16 protein-coding genes and 1 riboswitch are annotated in these 18,157 nt (G+C 44.2%); of the genes, 7 read left to right on the top strand and 9 right to left on the bottom strand.

Annotation, left to right across the window (positions count from 1 at the left end; genetic code table 11):
- Nucleotides 1-106 precede the first annotated feature (106 nt).
- Both INT76_RS10745 and INT76_RS10740 read right to left on the bottom strand, forming a co-directional pair.
- Complete coding sequence (locus tag INT76_RS10745; protein ID WP_212570712.1) at nt 107-475, bottom strand: DUF4430 domain-containing protein; 369 nt, start codon at nt 473-475, stop codon at nt 107-109.
- Entirely contained in the window at nt 472-960 is a 489-nt protein-coding gene (locus INT76_RS10740; protein WP_212570710.1) for a hypothetical protein, read from the bottom strand. The genes INT76_RS10745 and INT76_RS10740 overlap by 4 nt, the downstream gene beginning before the upstream one ends.
- 129 nt (nt 961-1,089) lie before the next feature.
- Between INT76_RS10740 and INT76_RS10735 the strand changes: the two genes are divergently transcribed.
- The 6 genes from INT76_RS10735 (at nt 1,090) to lysS (ending at nt 6,397) form a co-directional block, all read left to right on the top strand.
- A complete protein-coding gene (locus INT76_RS10735; protein WP_212570708.1) occupies nt 1,090-1,929 on the top strand; it encodes a glycoside hydrolase family 25 protein in 840 nt (279 codons plus the stop codon).
- A 25-nt stretch (nt 1,930-1,954) separates the two neighbouring features.
- A riboswitch (TPP riboswitch) is annotated at nt 1,955-2,051 on the top strand.
- Nucleotides 2,052-2,120: 69 nt separating this feature from the next.
- Nucleotides 2,121-2,684 carry an energy-coupled thiamine transporter ThiT gene (gene thiT / locus INT76_RS10730; protein ID WP_212570706.1) on the top strand — a complete coding sequence of 188 codons (564 nt, stop codon included), beginning with the start codon at nt 2,121-2,123 and terminating at the stop codon, nt 2,682-2,684.
- A gap of 132 nt (nt 2,685-2,816) precedes the next feature.
- The gene (locus tag INT76_RS10725; RefSeq protein WP_212570704.1) at nt 2,817-3,659 is read left to right on the top strand and encodes a DUF368 domain-containing protein; all 843 of its coding nucleotides are present in this window, start codon (nt 2,817-2,819) and stop codon (nt 3,657-3,659) included.
- Entirely contained in the window at nt 3,656-4,144 is a 489-nt protein-coding gene (locus INT76_RS10720) for an aminoacyl-tRNA deacylase (RefSeq protein WP_212570702.1), read from the top strand. The genes INT76_RS10725 and INT76_RS10720 overlap by 4 nt, the downstream gene beginning before the upstream one ends.
- Nucleotides 4,141-4,788 (top strand): histidine phosphatase family protein, encoded by a 648-nt coding sequence (locus INT76_RS10715; protein WP_212570700.1) that lies wholly within the window; start codon nt 4,141-4,143, stop codon nt 4,786-4,788. Before INT76_RS10720 ends, INT76_RS10715 begins: the two co-directional genes overlap by 4 nt.
- A 118-nt stretch (nt 4,789-4,906) precedes the next feature.
- Entirely contained in the window at nt 4,907-6,397 is a 1,491-nt protein-coding gene (lysS, locus tag INT76_RS10710) for a lysine--tRNA ligase (protein WP_212570698.1), read from the top strand.
- Nucleotides 6,398-6,567: 170 nt separating this feature from the next.
- Here lysS and INT76_RS10705 read toward each other — a convergent pair whose 3' ends face one another.
- The 4 genes from INT76_RS10705 to cshA all read right to left on the bottom strand — a co-directional run bounded on the left by INT76_RS10705 (nt 6,568) and on the right by cshA (nt 10,793).
- Nucleotides 6,568-7,179: an NAD(P)H-dependent oxidoreductase gene (locus tag INT76_RS10705; protein WP_212570696.1), complete on the bottom strand. Its 612-nt coding sequence runs from the start codon at nt 7,177-7,179 to the stop codon at nt 6,568-6,570.
- A 73-nt stretch (nt 7,180-7,252) separates the two neighbouring features.
- Nucleotides 7,253-7,672 carry a GNAT family N-acetyltransferase gene (locus tag INT76_RS10700; protein WP_212570694.1) on the bottom strand — a complete coding sequence of 140 codons (420 nt, stop codon included), beginning with the start codon at nt 7,670-7,672 and terminating at the stop codon, nt 7,253-7,255.
- 117 nt (nt 7,673-7,789) lie between these two features.
- Nucleotides 7,790-8,905 carry a bacteriocin-associated protein gene (locus INT76_RS10695; protein ID WP_212570692.1) on the bottom strand — a complete coding sequence of 372 codons (1,116 nt, stop codon included), beginning with the start codon at nt 8,903-8,905 and terminating at the stop codon, nt 7,790-7,792.
- Nucleotides 8,906-9,218: 313 nt separating this feature from the next.
- Nucleotides 9,219-10,793 carry a degradosome RNA helicase CshA gene (gene cshA, locus INT76_RS10690; RefSeq protein WP_212570690.1) on the bottom strand — a complete coding sequence of 525 codons (1,575 nt, stop codon included), beginning with the start codon at nt 10,791-10,793 and terminating at the stop codon, nt 9,219-9,221.
- Nucleotides 10,794-11,174: 381 nt separating this feature from the next.
- Between cshA and INT76_RS10685 the strand changes: the two genes are divergently transcribed.
- Entirely contained in the window at nt 11,175-11,546 is a 372-nt protein-coding gene (locus INT76_RS10685) for a lipoprotein BUG3 (protein WP_212570688.1), read from the top strand.
- On the opposite strand, the gene INT76_RS10680 is transcribed toward INT76_RS10685, so the two are convergent.
- The 3 genes from INT76_RS10680 to hylA form a co-directional block, all read right to left on the bottom strand.
- Nucleotides 11,543-12,544, bottom strand: a complete 1,002-nt coding sequence (locus tag INT76_RS10680) for a LacI family DNA-binding transcriptional regulator (protein WP_212570686.1) — start codon at nt 12,542-12,544, stop codon at nt 11,543-11,545. The genes INT76_RS10685 and INT76_RS10680 overlap by 4 nt on opposite strands.
- 94 nt (nt 12,545-12,638) lie before the next feature.
- A complete protein-coding gene (locus tag INT76_RS10675; protein ID WP_212570685.1) occupies nt 12,639-14,540 on the bottom strand; it encodes an alginate lyase family protein in 1,902 nt (633 codons plus the stop codon).
- Nucleotides 14,541-14,612: 72 nt separating this feature from the next.
- Nucleotides 14,613-18,140 carry a hyaluronate lyase gene (gene hylA, locus INT76_RS10670; RefSeq protein ID WP_212570683.1) on the bottom strand — a complete coding sequence of 1,176 codons (3,528 nt, stop codon included), beginning with the start codon at nt 18,138-18,140 and terminating at the stop codon, nt 14,613-14,615.
- Nucleotides 18,141-18,157 lie beyond the last annotated feature (17 nt).

The following is an 18,157-nucleotide window of genomic DNA, read 5'->3' as shown; positions in this document are numbered from 1 at the left end:
GTTCTTAGAATATTTTATCTATTATAGCATACTTTTTGAGAGATTGGCGGCTCTTTCTGCAGGAAAACGTTTGACAACTACAAAAGAGAGCGGAAAATCCGCCCTCTTACTCAAAAGTTTCTAAATAGAATTCTATCTTGTCGCCCTCAGCTACCAACTGACTTTCTGCACCTTTTTCGGCTAGCTCACCGTTGATGGTATACATCCAGTAAGTGTTGGTTGCGGGATCTTGGCTTACACCGTCAATAGCTGTTACCATGCCATTGGTTTCTTCAACCTGATGGTATTCTTCCAAGACATCCATAACTGTATCACCTTCTTCAAAAACAACCTCTTGACTGGTGGTGTCTTGGGTAAATACTACTGCCAGATTGGCCTTGTAGGTTTTTTCAGCTGTTTCTGTTTCCTGCTGAGAACAAGCCGTCAAACCCAGAAAAACAAACACCAATGAAAGAGCGACTAAGAATTTTTTCATTCTAAAAATCTCCTAAAAATATGATAAATAATAGGGTAGAACAAGGCAGTGGAAAGAACGTGTAAGAGGTCAAACGTCAGGCCATTCAACCAATATACAAAGGGATTCACCCCATATTGGACAGCTGACAGCAGACTAATCAGAAAGCCGTAGAAAAACATGGAGAAGCCTGCCAAAAAAGACTGAAGGGGTATAGACAACTTCCCGCTCTTTATAAGGGGCAAAACCAAGTATTTCCATAGCAACAAAACCCCAGCAAAACTAAGGATTTGCCAGCATACTACTATTCCAAAACCAAAAAGCAAGCTACTCCCCAACATCGTTAGTGTCATAATCAAAAGACTATCAAACAGAGGGAAATACAATAAACAGATGAGAAATATAGCTGCAATCGGTTTGATATTTGGGAAACTAGCAAATGCAAACCGCAAGGCAATCGCCAAAGCAGCTAGTATAGCCACCCGACTCATCCGTTTTGTTGACATCTGGCACTCACTTTCCACACATTATTCTAGTATAAGACTATCCTATTCTCATAAACCTGTCAAGAAAGCGCTATTCTTTTTAGACGCTTATTTTTGATTTTTTCGTTTATTTACGGTAGAATGGGAACGATGAGAAAGAAAATAAAACCTATTTTTGTTGTTATCTTTTTCCTATCATTTATTAGTCTTCTTCTTTATACGAAGGGTCTGGGACAAGATACAACTCAGCAATCGGTTGACCTAGGGCAGGAAACAAGTCCGTCTGGTACGGCTACAACCACCGCCAGTTCAACCTACTATATTGAAAATTCCTTAGACATGAAGCCGATTATCGACCTTTCAGCATGGCAACGTCCTGCTGAAATTGACTACGATGTCCTTTCATCGAATATCTCTGGCGTCATTGTTCGCATTCAAAGCGGTTCGCATACAACCAACGATAATACTGCTTCTGACGAAAATGGTTTGGACAAGTCTTACAAGACCCACATTGAAGAATTTCAGGCTAGGGGGATTCCGGTAGCTGTCTATGCTTATGTTACTGGGGATAGCATCGAATCGATGAAAAAAGAAGCCCAAAGTTTCTACAAGGCTGCTTCTCCTTACAACCCAACCTTTTACTGGCTGGATGTAGAGGAAAAGACAATGGAAGATATGGATGCTGGTGTTGAGGCCTTTCGCAAGGAATTGAAAAAACTGGGTGCCCGTAAGGTAGGTATTTATATTGGAACCTATTTTATGGAAGACCATAGTATTTCAACCAAGCGATTTGATGCCATCTGGATTCCAACCTATGGGACGGACTCTGGCTACTATAATGCTGCGCCAAGCACCGATTTAGACTATGACCTACACCAATACACTTCCAGAGGGTATGTGAATGGCTTTCCCCATCATCTGGATCTAAATATCATCACAACCCTCAAAGATCCCAATGAAGTTTATCAAGAACTATTTACAAGCCCGTAATAATAGGGTATACTAACATCACTAACATATCACAAAGGAGTGCTTCGGCTGAGATCGCTTTTGGCGAAATCCTCGAACCTGATCTAGTTAAAACTAGCGTAGGAATTGTGCTTTATAGGTGGTTTCTTTCTTAGAAACCAGTCATTATAAACCATTCGAGCTCCTCTGTCGTACAGAAAAGGAGTTTTTTTATGTCTCAAAACAAATTGCGTGTCCTAACGGAACTGGCTATTTTTTCTGCCATTGCTTTGGTATTTGATAAACTGCCACTGTTTACCATGCCTCAGGGCGGCTCTGTTTCTCTGGTAATGCTGCCTATTCTTCTTTTGGCTCTGCGCCACGGACTATCAATGGGGATCCTGTCTGGAGCTATTGTCGGTATCATCCAGCTCTTTTATGGCGGTTATTTCCTCAATGTTTTTCAGGTCTTCCTAGACTATGTTCTCTCCTATGCAGGCATCGGTCTCGCTGGTTGCCTGGCTGGTCAATTAGGCAAAAAGAGCAACTTCTCTCAACAGGCGCTTATAATCGGCCTGGCTGCTACTTTGGGTGGAAGCATGCGCTTTATAGGCAATTTCCTTGCAGGGGTCATCTTCTACGGAGATTATGCCCCAGAAGGAGTGCCTGTTTGGCTTTACTCTTTCCAATACAATATCAGCTACATCCTGCCAGCCACCCTTATTGCAATTGCGGTGCTAATTGTTTTACTCAAAGCCCAACCAGGATTTTTCAAGCCAACTTATAACAAAGGCTAACCCTATCTGCGCTGTGTGAACAGCGTTTTTCTTTATTTCTTTTTGAGAAAGCAAAAAGAATTCATTAAATCTGCCAGTCTGCTGCAAATGTGCTATAATAGGAACGTTGTAATGATTGATTGGAGGAATCAAATGACTTCTTGGATTGCAAGATTGATTAAAGGAATGATTATCGCATTGGGCTTTATCCTGCCCGGTGTTTCCGGTGGTGTGCTTGCTGCCATCCTCGGTATTTATGAGCGGCTGATTGGTTTTTTGGCCAATATCCGCAAAGATTTCAAGGAAAACCTGCTCTTCTTCGTGCCTGTCGGTATTGGTGGCATTCTGGGGATTGCCCTTTTCTCTTATCCTGTTGAGTACCTGTTGGCACACTATCAGGTTCCTGTCCTCTGGGGCTTTGCAGGAGCTATCATCGGAACCGTACCAAGTTTGCTGAAGGAATCTACCCAAAAGAGCAAGCGCGACAGCCTTGACTGGGCTTGGTTAATCGGAACCTTTATCATCTCTGGCCTCTTGCTCTACTTCCTGAATGACTTGGTTGGCACATTACCGGCTGGATTTGCTAGTTTTGTCTTAGCAGGTGCTCTTATCGCTTTGGGTATCTTGGTTCCTGGTCTCAGCCCATCCAACCTGCTCTTGATTTTGGGGATTTACACTCCAATGCTCAATGGCTTCAAATCGCTAGACTTGTTTGGTACCTTTTTACCTATTGCAATCGGTGGCGTCTTAGCTATGGTCGCCTTCTCAAAAGCGATGGACTTCGCCCTTAAAAACTACCATTCCCGAGTCTATCATTTTATCATCGGCATCGTCCTTTCCAGTACCATCCTAATATTGGTGCCACAAGCCGGAAATAAAGAAGCCATTTCCTATGCTGGGGCGGGTGTGCTAACTTGGATTTCAGCCCTAGTCCTCTTTATTCTAGGCATCTGGCTGGGACTCTGGATGAGTAAACTAGAAGAAAAATACAAATGAGTAAAAAAGCCAAATTAAAGAAAACCCTAGTAGACCAAATTTTAGACAAGGCTAACATTCCCCACGATAGCCTTGTTTTAAATGCCCTGGATGGTCAGCTGCCTGACGGAATCCAACCAAAAGATATTTACAAAACCCTAGCCCTGACAGGCGACAAGACTGGGCCCTTGATTGGGATCCTGCCCATCACCCAGCATCTGTCTGAAAAGAAATTAGCCAAGGTATCTGGCAACAAAAAGGTTAGTATGATTCCCCAGAAAGACTTGGAAAAAACGACCGGATATATCCACGGGGCCAACAACCCTGTCGGCATCCGGCAGAAACATAAATTTCCTATCTTTATCGACCAGTCTGCTCTGGAGGCGGGAAGCATGATTGTTTCTGCTGGCGAAATCGGGCGCTCCATCCGGATTGATAGCCAGACCCTAGTGGACTTTGTAGGAGCAAATATTGCCAGTATTAGTGAAGGAGAAGAAAAACATTGAAAATTTATTTTGTACGACATGGAAAAACAGAATGGAACTTGGAAGGACGTTTTCAAGGCCAACGCGGTGATTCAGCCCTCTTGCCAGAAGCCTTTGAGGATATTCAGCTCTTGGGAGAACATTTAGCAGATGTGCCTTTTGACCGCATCTTTTCCAGCGATTTGAAGCGCGCTCACATCACCGCGGAGCTAATCCATCAAGCCAACCATCACTCAAAAATCGTTGAGACCACTCCCCAGCTTCGGGAATGGGATTTCGGTCGCCTGGAAGGAACAAAGATTCGTCTGATGCAGGATATTTATCCGCAGCAATATACTGCGCTCAAGACCAACTTGGCCCAGTTCAACAGCAGTATGTTTGAAGCCGAGACTGTTTACCAAGCAACCCAGCGCATCATTCAGTTTGTCAAAGACCTTAAGGATAGCCAAGCAGAAACCGTCTTGATTGTTAGTCACGGCGCTATCCTGACCGCTTCTATCCGTAGCCTACTTGGTTTTGAACCTGCGCAACTGCGTCATAGAGGTGGACTAGATAATGCTTCTATTACGGTTCTAGAAACTCAGGATTTTGAACATTTTACAGAACTCATCTGGAACGATACCAGCTACAAATTGACAGAAGCCGCAGCCGTTGCAGCTAGTTAAGATAAACTGAGATAGGCTTAGCTGTCTCAGTTTTTTGCCTAGAATACATATTCTTGCTGATTTTTCACCTATTCTATGATAGAATAAGACTAACAGACTTTGGAGGAATGAAATTTTTATGTCAAATGAACATCTTGCTGAGTTAAACGACCAGCAAATTATCCGTCGCGAAAAAATGGCTGCCCTTGCAGCTCAAGGAATTGATCCCTTCGGCAAACGTTTTGAACGTACTGCTGATTCTGCCCAGTTGAAAGAAACTTACCAAGATAAGACAAAGGAAGACTTGGAAGAACTCGGTGAGTCAGCAACAATCGCCGGCCGTATCATGACTAAACGCGTGAAAGGAAAGGCTGGCTTTGCCCATATCCAAGACCGTGAAGGCCAAATTCAAATCTACGTTCGCAAGGATGATGTGGGTGAAGAGGCCTACGATATCTTCAAAAAAGCTGACCTTGGTGACTTTATCGGTGTCGAAGGCGACATCATGCGTACCAACATGGGAGAACTCTCTATCCATGCCCGCAAGCTCACCCACCTATCAAAGGCCCTTCGTCCGCTCCCTGAAAAATTCCACGGTTTGCAAGATATTGAAACGCGTTACCGCAAGCGCTACTTGGATTTGATTACCAACCGCGATAGTTTCAATCGCTTTGTGACCCGCTCAAAAATCATTTCAGAAATCCGCCGCTATTTGGATGGCCTTGGTTTCTTAGAAGTAGAAACACCCGTCCTGCACAACGAAGCTGGTGGTGCGGCGGCTCGCCCATTCATCACCCACCACAATGCACAAAACATTGACATGGTGCTTCGTATCGCAACAGAACTCCATCTCAAACGTTTGATTGTCGGTGGAATGGAACGCGTCTATGAAATTGGCCGTATCTTCCGAAACGAGGGAATGGATGCGACCCACAACCCTGAATTTACTTCGATTGAGGTTTATCAGGCCTACGCAGACTTCCAAGATATTATGGACTTGACGGAAGGAATTGTTCAGCATACTGCTAAGGCTGTCGTGGGCGATGGTCCTGTAACCTATCAAGGTACGGAAATCAATATCCATCTTCCATTCAAACGCGTTCATATCGTTGACGCTATCAAGGATTTGACTGGAGTTGACTTCTGGCAGGAGATGACTTTTGATGAAGCTAAAGCTGTTGCCTTGGAGCACAAAGTCCCTGTCGAAAAGCATTATACAGAAGTCGGACATATTATCAATGCCTTCTTTGAAGAATATGTCGAAGCTACCCTCATCCAGCCAACCTTTGTTTACGGTCACCCTGTTGCTGTATCTCCTTTGGCTAAGAAAAACGATGATGATGCTCGCTTCACTGACCGTTTTGAGCTCTTTATCATGACCAAGGAATATGGTAATGCCTTCACTGAGTTGAATGACCCAATTGATCAATTGGAGCGCTTTGAAGCACAAGCCAAAGCCAAGGAGCTCGGTGATGATGAGGCAACTGGCGTAGACTACGACTACATTGAGGCTTTGGAATATGGTATGCCACCAACTGGCGGGCTCGGTATCGGTATTGACCGCCTTTGCATGCTCTTGACAGATACAACCACCATCCGGGACGTACTCCTCTTCCCGACGATGAAGTAACATTCTAAACATCACCAAAGAGTTGGTGACACCTCCCAACACAAAAAGCTCTGAACCAAGCTTCCTAAGAATATGGTTCAGAGCTTTTTATTTTTTCAATTTGTCGATGGAGTTGGTCGTCATCACGGATTGTCTTGACAGCTCCCTTGTAAGGCCTTATTTGTAGATTTTTAAAATGTTTGAGCTAGATTGGTCAGTTCTTCTACGGCAGCTTGCAGGATGGCTTCTGCTTCTTGTGGGGCGTAGGCATGACCTTCGATATAGACAGATTGGATGTCGGTTAAGCCTAAAAAGGCAAAGACGGAGCGGATATAGTTAGAGGCTGGGTCAGCTCCATTGTAGACTCCACCATTGGCTTGGATGTGAAGTAATTTCTTCTCTTTTGCTAGGCCGACAGGGCCGTCTTTGGTATAGGTAAAGGTCTTGCCAACGACTGCAATGCTATTGATCCAGGCAACTAAATGGCTGGGAACCTGCAAATTCCACAGGGGATTGGCAATGACGATCTTGTCCGCGTCCAAAAATTGCTGTGTATAGGCATCAAAACGGGTTAACAGTTCCCTTTCTTGCTGACTCAAAGGCAACCCTTTTTTAGCTGATTTTTGAGCTTCTAAGAGAGCCTTGTCTAAAACCGGTAGCTGAGGGTCATAGACATCTATATAGGTCAGAGAATCATTTGGATGAGCTTCTTGGTAGGCTTGGACAAATTGCTTCAAGGCACGAAGGGAATAGGATTGACTTTCGTCCAAGGGATGAGCTTTCACAATTAAAACTTGGGCCATGGGCATCTCCTTTTATCACTAATTAGCGTTTTGTTTATTATACTACTTGCTTCTGATTTCTCAACTCATTTGCTCATTCGGATACTTTTCGCAGATAAGTATAGGCAACACAGTTCAAATCACCAACAGCTGTGAAACCAAGGTCTTCGTAGAAAGACCTCGTTTTTTCATCATCGTAGGTTAGAAGATGAAGTTGATATACATCCGGAAAATGAGAGAGGGCTTGCTCCAGGAGAGTTCGACCAATGCCACTGCGTTGATAGGCTGGTAGGACTAAAATATCCTGAATAAATACAATCGAATGCCCATCACCAACCGCACGCAATAAGCCGACTAAACGGTCACCATCAAAAGCGGCAAGAACCAACAAGGTATTGGCAATAGCCTGCTCTAACATCTCTGGCCGAGAGGTATAGTTCGCCCATCCCACGGAAGCATAGAGGTCTAGGACAGATTGCAAATCTAGTTGAGGATTGTCTTTGTAGTGAATCATTTTCTTCCCCTTCTTTGCAACTATTCTTATCTTAGTATAACAAAAAACGCCCCAATCATGAAGCGTTTTTGAAACGAAGCCTGCCGATCCCCTGAAAAGAATCAATCAGGAAAACGGTCAGCCTTCTATGTTGTGTTGGGATAAAAATGCCTTTTGCTCTGAAACCGCCTGATCAACAAGGGCAAACCAGATTTTCTGTTTCTTGATTACTTCCTTCTGGTCTTGTCTCGGTTCTACTCCTTCGCGGCCCATAGACAAGGAAATCAGGTCACTTTCTTTGTTCCAAACATGTTGACCTTGTTCCTGCTGCTTCCAAGCCTGAGAATAAATGAGGGTTCGATTGGCTCCCGTAGCAACAATCGTGATGGCTAGGAGTTGACCGACTAAAATCAGACCGATAATGCCTTTGACAGGAATTTGACCCTTGATCACCTGCATCAAATGGACTTTTTTAATAGTGACTGTAAACAAGCTCGCAAAGAGCAAGGAAATCATAAGGAGGCACAGGTTGTAAACAAGCAAACCAAGACCTAGGGGATAGAAGGTCACAAAAGGAAGGGAGACCATTTGCCCCAAGATAAGTGCCAGGCCAAGCCCTGCGACACAACCTGCCAAAGCATTAACGAGGTCTTGGCGAAGCGGTCTGAGAAAGATTTTCCAGCGACTTTCACCCGAGATCAAGCGAATCCCTGCCGTTCGCATGGAGCGAATTTGGCTAATTAAACTAAGGGCGCCAAAAGTAAGGAAAAAAATCAATAGGCAGATACGCTGAAATCCGCTACTAAATAAATTAGCCAAGGTGTTCAAGCCAGAGGGGCGATAGGCATGTAGGTTCATCAAGCCTGCTTGGCTGAGCCTATCTTTCAAGTGCTCGACATCTACGTTTCCACGAAAGACAAAGTAATTGGTTATAAGACTGCTATTTGCGGCTTCTTCAAGATGTTTTTCTGTTAAACCATCCGGCAATTCCCCTCTTCCGAAAGGTGTGTATGAAAAGACAGGGCTTCCTGATGAGCCGGGGTCCTGATGTTGAATAGCAATCAGACTGTCCGTTTCCGTCGCGAGCTCTGTTAATTCTTCTGAAACTCTTGTGAAGCTACTATCAGGGGAGGAGCTCAAAACAGCGACATTGGGATAGTAATAAGACACATAGGTATCCGACCAAATTGTCAGTATCCATACAAAAAATAGGCCGGTCAGTAAATTAGATAAGACTACAAATACTCTCTTCATAAACATGCCTCTTTCTTTCAGAAAACGGCAGGAGTATTCCTGCACCAAAAGATTAACTACACTGTCATTTTTTGTATCTCATACAATAGGATTTTCTATTTTCCGCCAAACTCACACTGCCTCAACCCACACCCTTGTAAGATGATAAGAATGGTTCGTTACATCTGCTGAGTCTGTCTTGCTTTTTGAGATCTAAATTATATTATTGTGTTTTTGCAACAGGGCGCTTTCTCAGCCCTTTTTTGACCATCTACTCCTTAATCTTAGTATAGCAAAAAACGCCTCAATCATGAAGCGTTTTTGAAAAACTATTTTACTTGTCGCCCTTGTTACGGATAACAAATCCTGTCTTCTTTTCACTGGAAGTGCGTTTGTGTGGCTTCTTGCTATCCTGACGACGGTTATCGCGTTTGAACTTGTCGTCACGGTGATTGCGGTCAGGGCGTTCCCCTCGGCGACCACTACGATCACGATTGCGTTCTCCGTCGCGACGGCCACCACGGTCACGACCGCTACGTCCGCCCTTGCCCTTAGCTTGGCCTGGAGCAAACTTGAATGGTAATGGTTTTTCGCGCGCAATCTCCACTTCTGGTAAGCTGTCTGGATCTTGTACGGTCAGGCTGAGAACGTAGAGGGCTAGTTCTTCTGGACTAAACTCTGCTGCCAATTTAACCGCGTCTTTTTTAAACTTATCAAAATTAGCACGAATGCTCTCATCTGCCAAGTCGCGCTCAATCTTTTTCAAGGCAACTTTTTTCTTAGCTTCAAAGGCTTCTTGAGCTGTCGCAGGTTTCATCCCTTTCATGCGTTTCTTGGTCAAATCTTCAATGATGGCTAAATAGCCCATCTCATTTGGTGAAACGAAGGTAATGGATTGGCCTGTTTGTCCAGCGCGGCCGGTACGACCGATGCGGTGAACATAACTTTCAGGGTCTTGAGGAATGTCGTAGTTGTAGACATGGGTAACTCCCGAAATGTCCAATCCACGCGCCGCAACGTCTGTTGCAACAAGGACATCTAGGTTGTCACTTTTGAAATCACGCAAGACACGAAGACGCTTGCCTTGATCCAAATCTCCATGAATTCCTTCTGCACGGAAACCGCGCAGTTTAAGACCGCGGGTCAATTCGTCTACACGGCGCTTGGTGCGGCCAAAAACGATAGATAATTCAGGCTGGTCAACGTCCATCAGGCGGGTCATGGTATCAAATTTTTCATTTTCCTTGACGCGGATATAGTACTGATCGACCAATTCCGTTGTTAATTCTTTGGCTGCCACCTTAACGTGTTCTGGCTCTTTCATGAACTTCACACCGATTTGCTTGATAGCCTCTGGCATGGTCGCTGAAAAGAGCAGGGTCTGACGGCTCTCTGGCACACGCTCAATAATGGCTTCAATGTCATCTAGGAAGCCCATATTCAGCATTTCATCTGCTTCATCAAGGATAAGAGTTTCAACTGTATTGAGTTTGAGAGCCTTGCGGTTAATCAAGTCCAACAAGCGTCCAGGAGTTCCTACCACAATGTGGGCACCTGACTTGAGGGCCTTGATTTGTTTTTCAATGCTAGAGCCACCGTAAACAGAGCGAACCTTAACGCCTTTCTCGCGTCCAAAGCGGAACAGTTCTTCCTGACTTTGCACCGCTAATTCACGGGTCGGAGCAATCACGAGAGCTTGTACTGCCTGATTCGCCACATCAATCTTATTGAGGGTTGGCAGACCAAAAGCTGCCGTTTTCCCTGTACCTGTCTGGGCTTGGCCGATGACATCCTTTCCTTGCAGAGCCAATGGAATGGTCTGTTCTTGGATAGGGGACGGTGTTTCAAAACCTGCCTTTTCAACGGCAAGTAAAATGTCTTCTGACAATTGTAAATCAGTAAATTTCAATGGTATTCTCTTTTCTAAAAGGCAGTGCGAAGCTACCTTATCTCACTTTTTTGTAACAAAAATTTCCACTGGGAGCGAACTACTATTCCATAAACATCAAGTCCAAACAACAACATAGAGGGCTTGACCTTCAAAGAATACACCAGCATCAGGCTTGCAACTTATCTAGTATAACACAATTCAGAAAAATAGATAGACTTTTACGTTCAAAAACAGAATAATACGTTTTCATGGGAGAACTCCTCTAACATGGTGAGTTAAAAACAATTTAACCAAATCTGTTTGACAAAAGCTAAAATTTGCCTTTATAAATTATATAGCTTATTTTTTTATGCTATAATATTAACAAGAAATCGTATTTAACCCCTCAAGGAGGTTTCCATGAAAAAACGAACAAAAATAATTGCAGGTGTGGTCACCCTAGCTCTAATCGGAGGAGGCATTATGCTTAACAATAATTACAAGACCAACGGCAATATATTTGATTTCACCTCCCGAGAAGACCGCCAGCTAGCCTATCTCAAGGAACATGAGCAGGAGATTGTTGACTTTGTCAAATCGTTGAATCCTAAAGTGGAATCGGTTCAGATTGATTGGAATGATGTCCGCTGGGGAAAAGGTGGCGGAATGTTTGAAACTACCTACTATATTCGAGTTTTTGGAAAATTTAATAATCAGTTTATAAGCTCAGTTTATAGCTTTGAAGAGCAAACAAAAACAAGGCCAGTCTTGACCTTGTTTTGCTTCAATTAAAATGTGGATTCTTTCCAATGAACAGTACAGTCCAAGACCTGTTGCCGTTCTTCTTGATGCCGACCTTCAATCTGATCGATAAGCATCTTGGTTGCTTGCAACCCCTCCTCAAAGGCAGGTTGCACGATGGTAGAAACGGTAGGCGATGAGAAATTGGTCCACTCAGTGTTGTCAAAGCCGAGAAGCCCAACCTGAGGGAATGGAAAATTCAGTTCTTTCATGGCATTGAATACCAGAGGGAGGGCCCAGCAGTTGGGAACAAAGACCAAGGTTTTCTCTTGCGGTTGGATTTCCTTGGCAAGAAATTGTTTTATTTCCTCAACATCAGTGTGTTCATCGGCAATCGTTAAATCCAGGTAGTCCTTCTTACAATCTGATAAGGCGTCTATAAAACCTGTCGCCCGTTCAATTCGGGTACTAAGTCGGCTAATATCCGCTGTGATAAGGATAAATTTTTGGTAGCCCTTTTCAATACAGAGCTGGGTCGCATCGTAGACCGCATCATAGTTGTTGGTCTTAATCCAACTAGTACGGTGTTCGTAGAGCTGACTGTCAAAGAAAATCATCTGCTTCTTCTTTTCTTCAATGATGCGGGAATACTTTCTAAAGTGCGAGGTCGGCTGAATGATAAAACCATCAACACCAAGCATCAGCATACTCTCAATATACTTATCTTCGCTTTCTTGGTCGTAATTACTGTTCCCAATAATTACCTGATAGCCATTTTTGTGAGCTGCTTCTTCGATACCCTTGACAATCTGGTTAGAGAAGGTATTGGTAATATCCCCAATCAAGACCCCGATTAACTTGGTATTCTTCGAGTTCAGGCTTCTGGCTACAAGGCTAGGTTTGTAATCTGTTTCGCGGATGACCCTCTCAATTCGTTCTCTGGTTTCCTTGGACATCTTTTCATATTTGCCATTTAAGTAAAAGGAAACTGTTGTTTTTGAAGTCTGAGCCAGTTCTGCAATATCTTTGATGGTAAACTTCCCTGACATCTTGCCGATACCTCCTTTAGTTACTTTTATTCTACCACACTATCTGTACTTTAGCAGGTATTTCGCATGGAAATGACTGCATTTCATGTCTTTTCTAATTTTTCAGTCGGATAATTTGCTGCTTACTCCTATCCACTACCAAGCACTTTCCTCTCAGCCTATACTCTTCGACCTGAAGTAATTTCTCACCCTTGTAAACCTCCTCATCAGAAAGCAGCAAAAGAACATTCACCCCCTTTCCCTCGCAGCTAAAAGCCAAGCCTTTTTCCACCAAACGGTGGTCTGTCTGGTAAACGGGCAGCTGCTTGACATGAATCACTTGATCTGCTAATAGAGTAAACGTAAGCAAGCAATCCTGAAAGAGTTCTTTTTTTACCAATTTATTGGTCGCAACTTGTTGGTTATAGCGGTGAGAACGTATGGTTTTCTCTACCTCAAAATCCCTTGGGCTATATAAGCGAAGATCATTTAACCGCTCTTTTCCAAGCGTAACTCTTTCGTCTAAAATCAATTGACTGGTCAGCTCATGCTGGCCTGAACAATCAATTCTGTCCACTATCAGCAATAGATCGCCCCCGACCATGAGGACTTGCCGTTTATGCCAATAAGGCAAGCCTTGGCTGGTCTTGGCCTGATAAACGCCTTGCATCCAATGACAGTGTTCAAAACTCTTGTAACTGTGGCTGATAAACTGGGGGTAGGTATCATACTCCCAAGAACCTTTTATCTGCTCTGGAGAATAACCGTCAAGGATACAAGTGCTGTGAGCCCAGGCACTTTTAAGCAAATAGCGCTCCTCACATTCACGGTAGCTGAACCGACCGCTGTCGATGATTATCGGTTGTCCTTTGTGGTAAAAGCACAAGCTGTTTTGGTCAGAATGACTGTGGGCACTTCCCATGGGCCCGGCCTTGAAACATAAATAGCTATCCCCTTCTTTGACAACACTGTGACCTGATTCAGAAAAATGCTGCCCTCCTGACGATCTTGGTTGAGCGGTCAGGTGTTCAAATACGCGCAAGCCATTTTCTCCGACCAGGAAGAGAACACCTAAATCTAGCTTGGAGTCATCTACTAGGTAGGTGCTATCTTCAAAGAAAATCGCGGTCATCTGTAAGATGTCAGAAGTACAATGAACATCGCTGTCGCCAAGAGCCACACTTTTGCCATCTGGCCCCGTCATCTGTAAGACATAGTCTGCCATTTTCTTTAAGACAGGAGTCCATTTTTTTCGATAAGCCGGTAGCAGAAAAGCCAGCTCTAACAAGAGTTTGTAGACCTCCACATGGTAGAGAAACGACTGCTCAAACTGAGTTCCATCTTCCAATATCTGAGTCTGAATTTGCTCTTTGATTTCCTGATGAGCAAAATGGTGAAGTTCTTCTAAATCCACTTGGTCGCCGATATAAGTATAAGCCAAGAGCATCGCCCCAGTCTGGAAAATCCCCCAGTTACTCAGCCTATCTTTGGCACGATAGTGGCGACGGAGATAGAGTAACTGTTGTTGAATGGACGCTAGCAGTTTTTTGTATTCATCTTCACTTAGCCCACCCCAGTCAATTAAAAAGGGGAGAATATTGAGCCAGCTTAAACAACGGATAGCTGTGTCTAAGGTGCGACTGCTCGTTCTTTTGGGATGCCAATCAGTCACTTCTTCTATCCAGCTAAAGATAAACCGTTTGACCTTCTCCATGTAGCGCGAGTCTTTTTCAAGCAGATAGGCCAACGCCAATTTCCACAAGTATTCCTGCCGATTGAGCATGAAGGTCCATTCCTCATCCCCATGGCAGTCAGCTGTCCAGTCAAGAGGAGCAAGATGATACCCGACCGAACAAGGTTCCATATCCCAATTGTCTTCAAAGATAAACATGTCATCCAATAAATTTTGGCAGGAATGGAGAAGGTGATTGTAGGCTGAAACTTGTTGATTGAGAATATAGGCTTTGACCGACTCTGCTGACTGATTAGCCACTGTTTTTCCGAATTTTGTTTGCATAACAAATCCTTTCTCTGCCCCTCCCCCAAAAGAAGAGGAGTTGCACAACTCCCCTTCACTAACCAGTTTCAATTAGGAGTGCGGTTTGCGGCGTTTGAATGCCGCTACTGCACTCAAGGTCAGCAAGCCTAAGAAACTAAGACCAAAACCTGCTTCTTCTCCTGTATGGGGCAGGCGTTTTTTAGCTTGCTTATTGTTTTCAGCAGCATGATGAACCACTTGTTGCCCATCTGGACTTGGTTGGTTTTCCTTGAGTTGTTTTTCTTCTTTTTCTGGTTTTTCGACACTTCCAGTTTCTTTATCAGAACCTTCTGGCATAGTAACCTTCCAGACAGTGGATGGATAAGCCGCCGTTGGCTCCATCTCAACAGTCAGGCTGGAACCTGCCTTTGTCAACTCAATGCCATTCTTTACGGTTCGGGTAGACGGATTGTAAAAGGCGATGCGATAGCCACCTTCGACTTTCTGAATAGTATACAAACCGGCATCTGTCAAGCTAAGGCCATCTGTCAGCTTGTAAGCTGTATCCGTGTATTTCACAACGCCCCAGACATTCTGTTCTTGGTCATATACCACTTGCAAATCCCTGTCTTGATGAAGCAACTTCACACTAGCAGCCACCTGATTCACTTTTTCCATAGATTGGTTTGGAACAAGGACGTAAGCATAGTTACTTGAAGTCTGTGCATGTTCATGCCATAGGCTAACAAAGGAATTGCTCACTTCTTCTTTCGACTGGTTGTAGTTGATGTCACTCCATTTGCCAGTTCGCTGGTCTAATTTGGCATGGGTCGGCAGTTGGTTCAAGAAGACGTAACCGATGGACTGGTTGTCCTTACCATTGGTCATGTAAAAGGATTGAGTCTTATCTGTCACTACTTCTTTGGACAAATCAACTGGCTGGCCATTTATGTAATAGCTATATTTTTCTCCGGTCAAGAGTTTACGATTTTCAATCGTTGTCACGGCGCCTTGAGCAGATTGATGCTGTATATCAGTACCTAGGAAAACAATCTTATTTCCCAGAACAATCCAAGCCTTACGAGCAGTCAGACTATTGTTCCAGTTGTTGAAATTCATTGCAATCGTCGCTAAGCGGTTGCCTAACTGGCTTGCTCCAACAAAATCACTTGCAAGAGTTACCTCGCCACTGCCATCTTCTCGTTTGTCCTTGGTCGTTGTCGTTCCCGGTAAGCGATACGGGTCAACTGTTGCCCAGTAGTGGTTACTGTAATGACTCAAATCATCATTGTAGAGGTAAACCATGCCATCTGCTGTATACCAACCCTTGCGGTTTTCATTGTTCATATCTTCATAGTTTTGAGTTCTAGAAGAGTACATAGACAAGGCAAAGGTAAAGCCTTCTTGAGCGCTTCGATAAACAAACTTATCCATATTGTTGAAGGCTGCAATATAATCTTTATCTACTTCAGCAGGGATTTGATTATCAGCTAAAAGCTTGTTGACCAAATCAATATCCTTATAGGATTTGAGGCTACGGTAGCTGTCATAGAAGGTATCAGAGGTCAGCTGCGCCTTAACAAAGGAGAGAAGTTTGGTTTTTTGCTCAGGCTGAGCCGATTCTGCAATGCGGACCAAAGACCTTAAAATCTCCATAGCCTGAACATGTGATTCACCAGCTGCCCGACTGATGGAACGCCCCCGAGTCATATCCATCAATTCACCGCGAACCAATATTGGCATAAAGGCTTTTTCAATCCATTCATAAAGAATGTTGGTCTGTTCTTCCTTGAGGGCAAACTCCGTTGGCTGAATAACCGGTAGTAACTGTGAAAAACCTTCAATAAGGACATTTCCATACGCCCCTGTGTAGGCAACATTGGTGTGGTCGATAAAGGAGCCATCCTTGTAGAAGCCCTCTCCCTTGTCTACAAATTTCATAATCGTTGTCAAACCTTGCGCACCAGCCCTCACACGGTCAGCATCTTCGCGAAGAGCTCCTTCCAAGATGGCCACCTTGCTCAAATCCGTCTGATTACCGCCCACTGCTGGAACAGGATTGTCCAAGGTTTTACGGATAGTGGTTGGATCTGGCACAAATTTTGAAATCGGTTTGGTATAGGTTAGAATATCCTCCTGACTAAAGTAGGGATGCATGTAGATCAAGGTGTTGACAACCGCACGCGGAGTTCCAATTTCATAGTCCCACCAGTTGCCGACAATTTCTTTTTGCTCATTATAGACGTTGCTATAAAGCCATTCCATTCCTTTTCTGACCAAATCGATAAGTGAACGGTCGTGGTAATAGGCTGAGTCAGGATTCTCAATTACTTGGGCCATCTGCTCCAAGCGGCGATAGACCGTTGTCAGGTGGCTGGATTTACTAAAGTCAATATCGTTGAAAATCGTTTTGCTCTGCTCTGTTGGTTCAACCCATTTTTCAAGAGAAGAAGCTACACCGGCATCTAAACGCCCTAGAAAGGCTTTCATCTGAGCATCGTTAGATTGGTAGCGTTTATTGGCTAAAGAAATATCTTCCCAGTTGTTCCTTAAGGTATCAAAGACTGTTGCCTGATGCTCCGTAACTGTCAGCTCGAAACTAGATAGCTTGGTGTCCTTATCATAGACATCTACCTGAGTCTTTCCAGCCGCAAGCGGACGAATCATATTTTTCTCTACTGTGGCCACAGCCGCATCCGCAATCCGATAGGTCAGGTCTGGCCGAACAGGCAGGTAGACCTTGTTGCTGGCAAGACTTATTTGCCCTGTTTCAGGTTGGACAAGTTCTGGGCTTGGCTCTGGTGTTTCTGGTGTCTTTTCTACGTATTCGACCAGCGAGATGTTATCCAGCCAGGCTTGGCCGACACTATTCTCAAAAAACAGTTCCACCTTCAATTTACGAGTTTCCGGAGATACCGTCAAGATCTGCTCTATGTGCTCCGCCTGACTTCCATTTTTATAAGGTGTATAGGCAAATTCTTGTGGACTCAAGTCCTTACCTTCTGCAGTCAAACTACGCAAGCGAACACGAACACCGCTCCCCTTCAGGTCCTTGGTTTCTACATCATAGCTAAAGAGATAGCGCTTGTTAGGATCTACATCCACTGTTTGGTGCACTGCCACTCGATAGCTAGCTGTTGAAGAGATATGCAGCCGTCCCTCATCAATGCGAACCTGTCCGTTTTCTTTCTTCACATTTGCAGGAATCCATGTTTCCCAGTTTGTAGCTGCCGGATCTGCCCAGTTTCCTGATGCTGCTGTTGTACTGGCGAACTCCCCGTTGGCTACTAGGTTCTTCTCTTCTTCTTTTGTCGCCTGAACAGCTTGCGGACTAGCAAGAGTTTCTGCAGCGGTGCTTGAAGGCTGGGTTTCTGTTGATGTAACAGGACTAACCTCAGAGCTGACCTCGCTTGTCGTTACTGCTTCTGTCGTAAGATTAACTGCTTCTGTCGTTTCTGGAGTTTCTGGAGTTGTTTCCACTAACTGACTGCTTTGTGGACTAGCTGTTTCTGTACTTGGCAGCTGATTGGCTGCAACCCTTGTTCCCAAGATAGACAGCGCGATAAGGGCGGAGCAGACACCCACCTTATATTTCCGGATGCCGTAATGCTGCTTGCTTTGACTGATAAAAAATCCCATTGGTGTTTCCTTTCCTT

It is taken from the genome of Streptococcus oriscaviae (assembly GCF_018137985.1).
GTDB lineage: Bacteria > Bacillota > Bacilli > Lactobacillales > Streptococcaceae > Streptococcus > Streptococcus oriscaviae.
The sequence above is the reverse complement of the archived record's forward strand: the minus strand, read 5'-3'. Positions and strand labels throughout refer to the sequence as shown.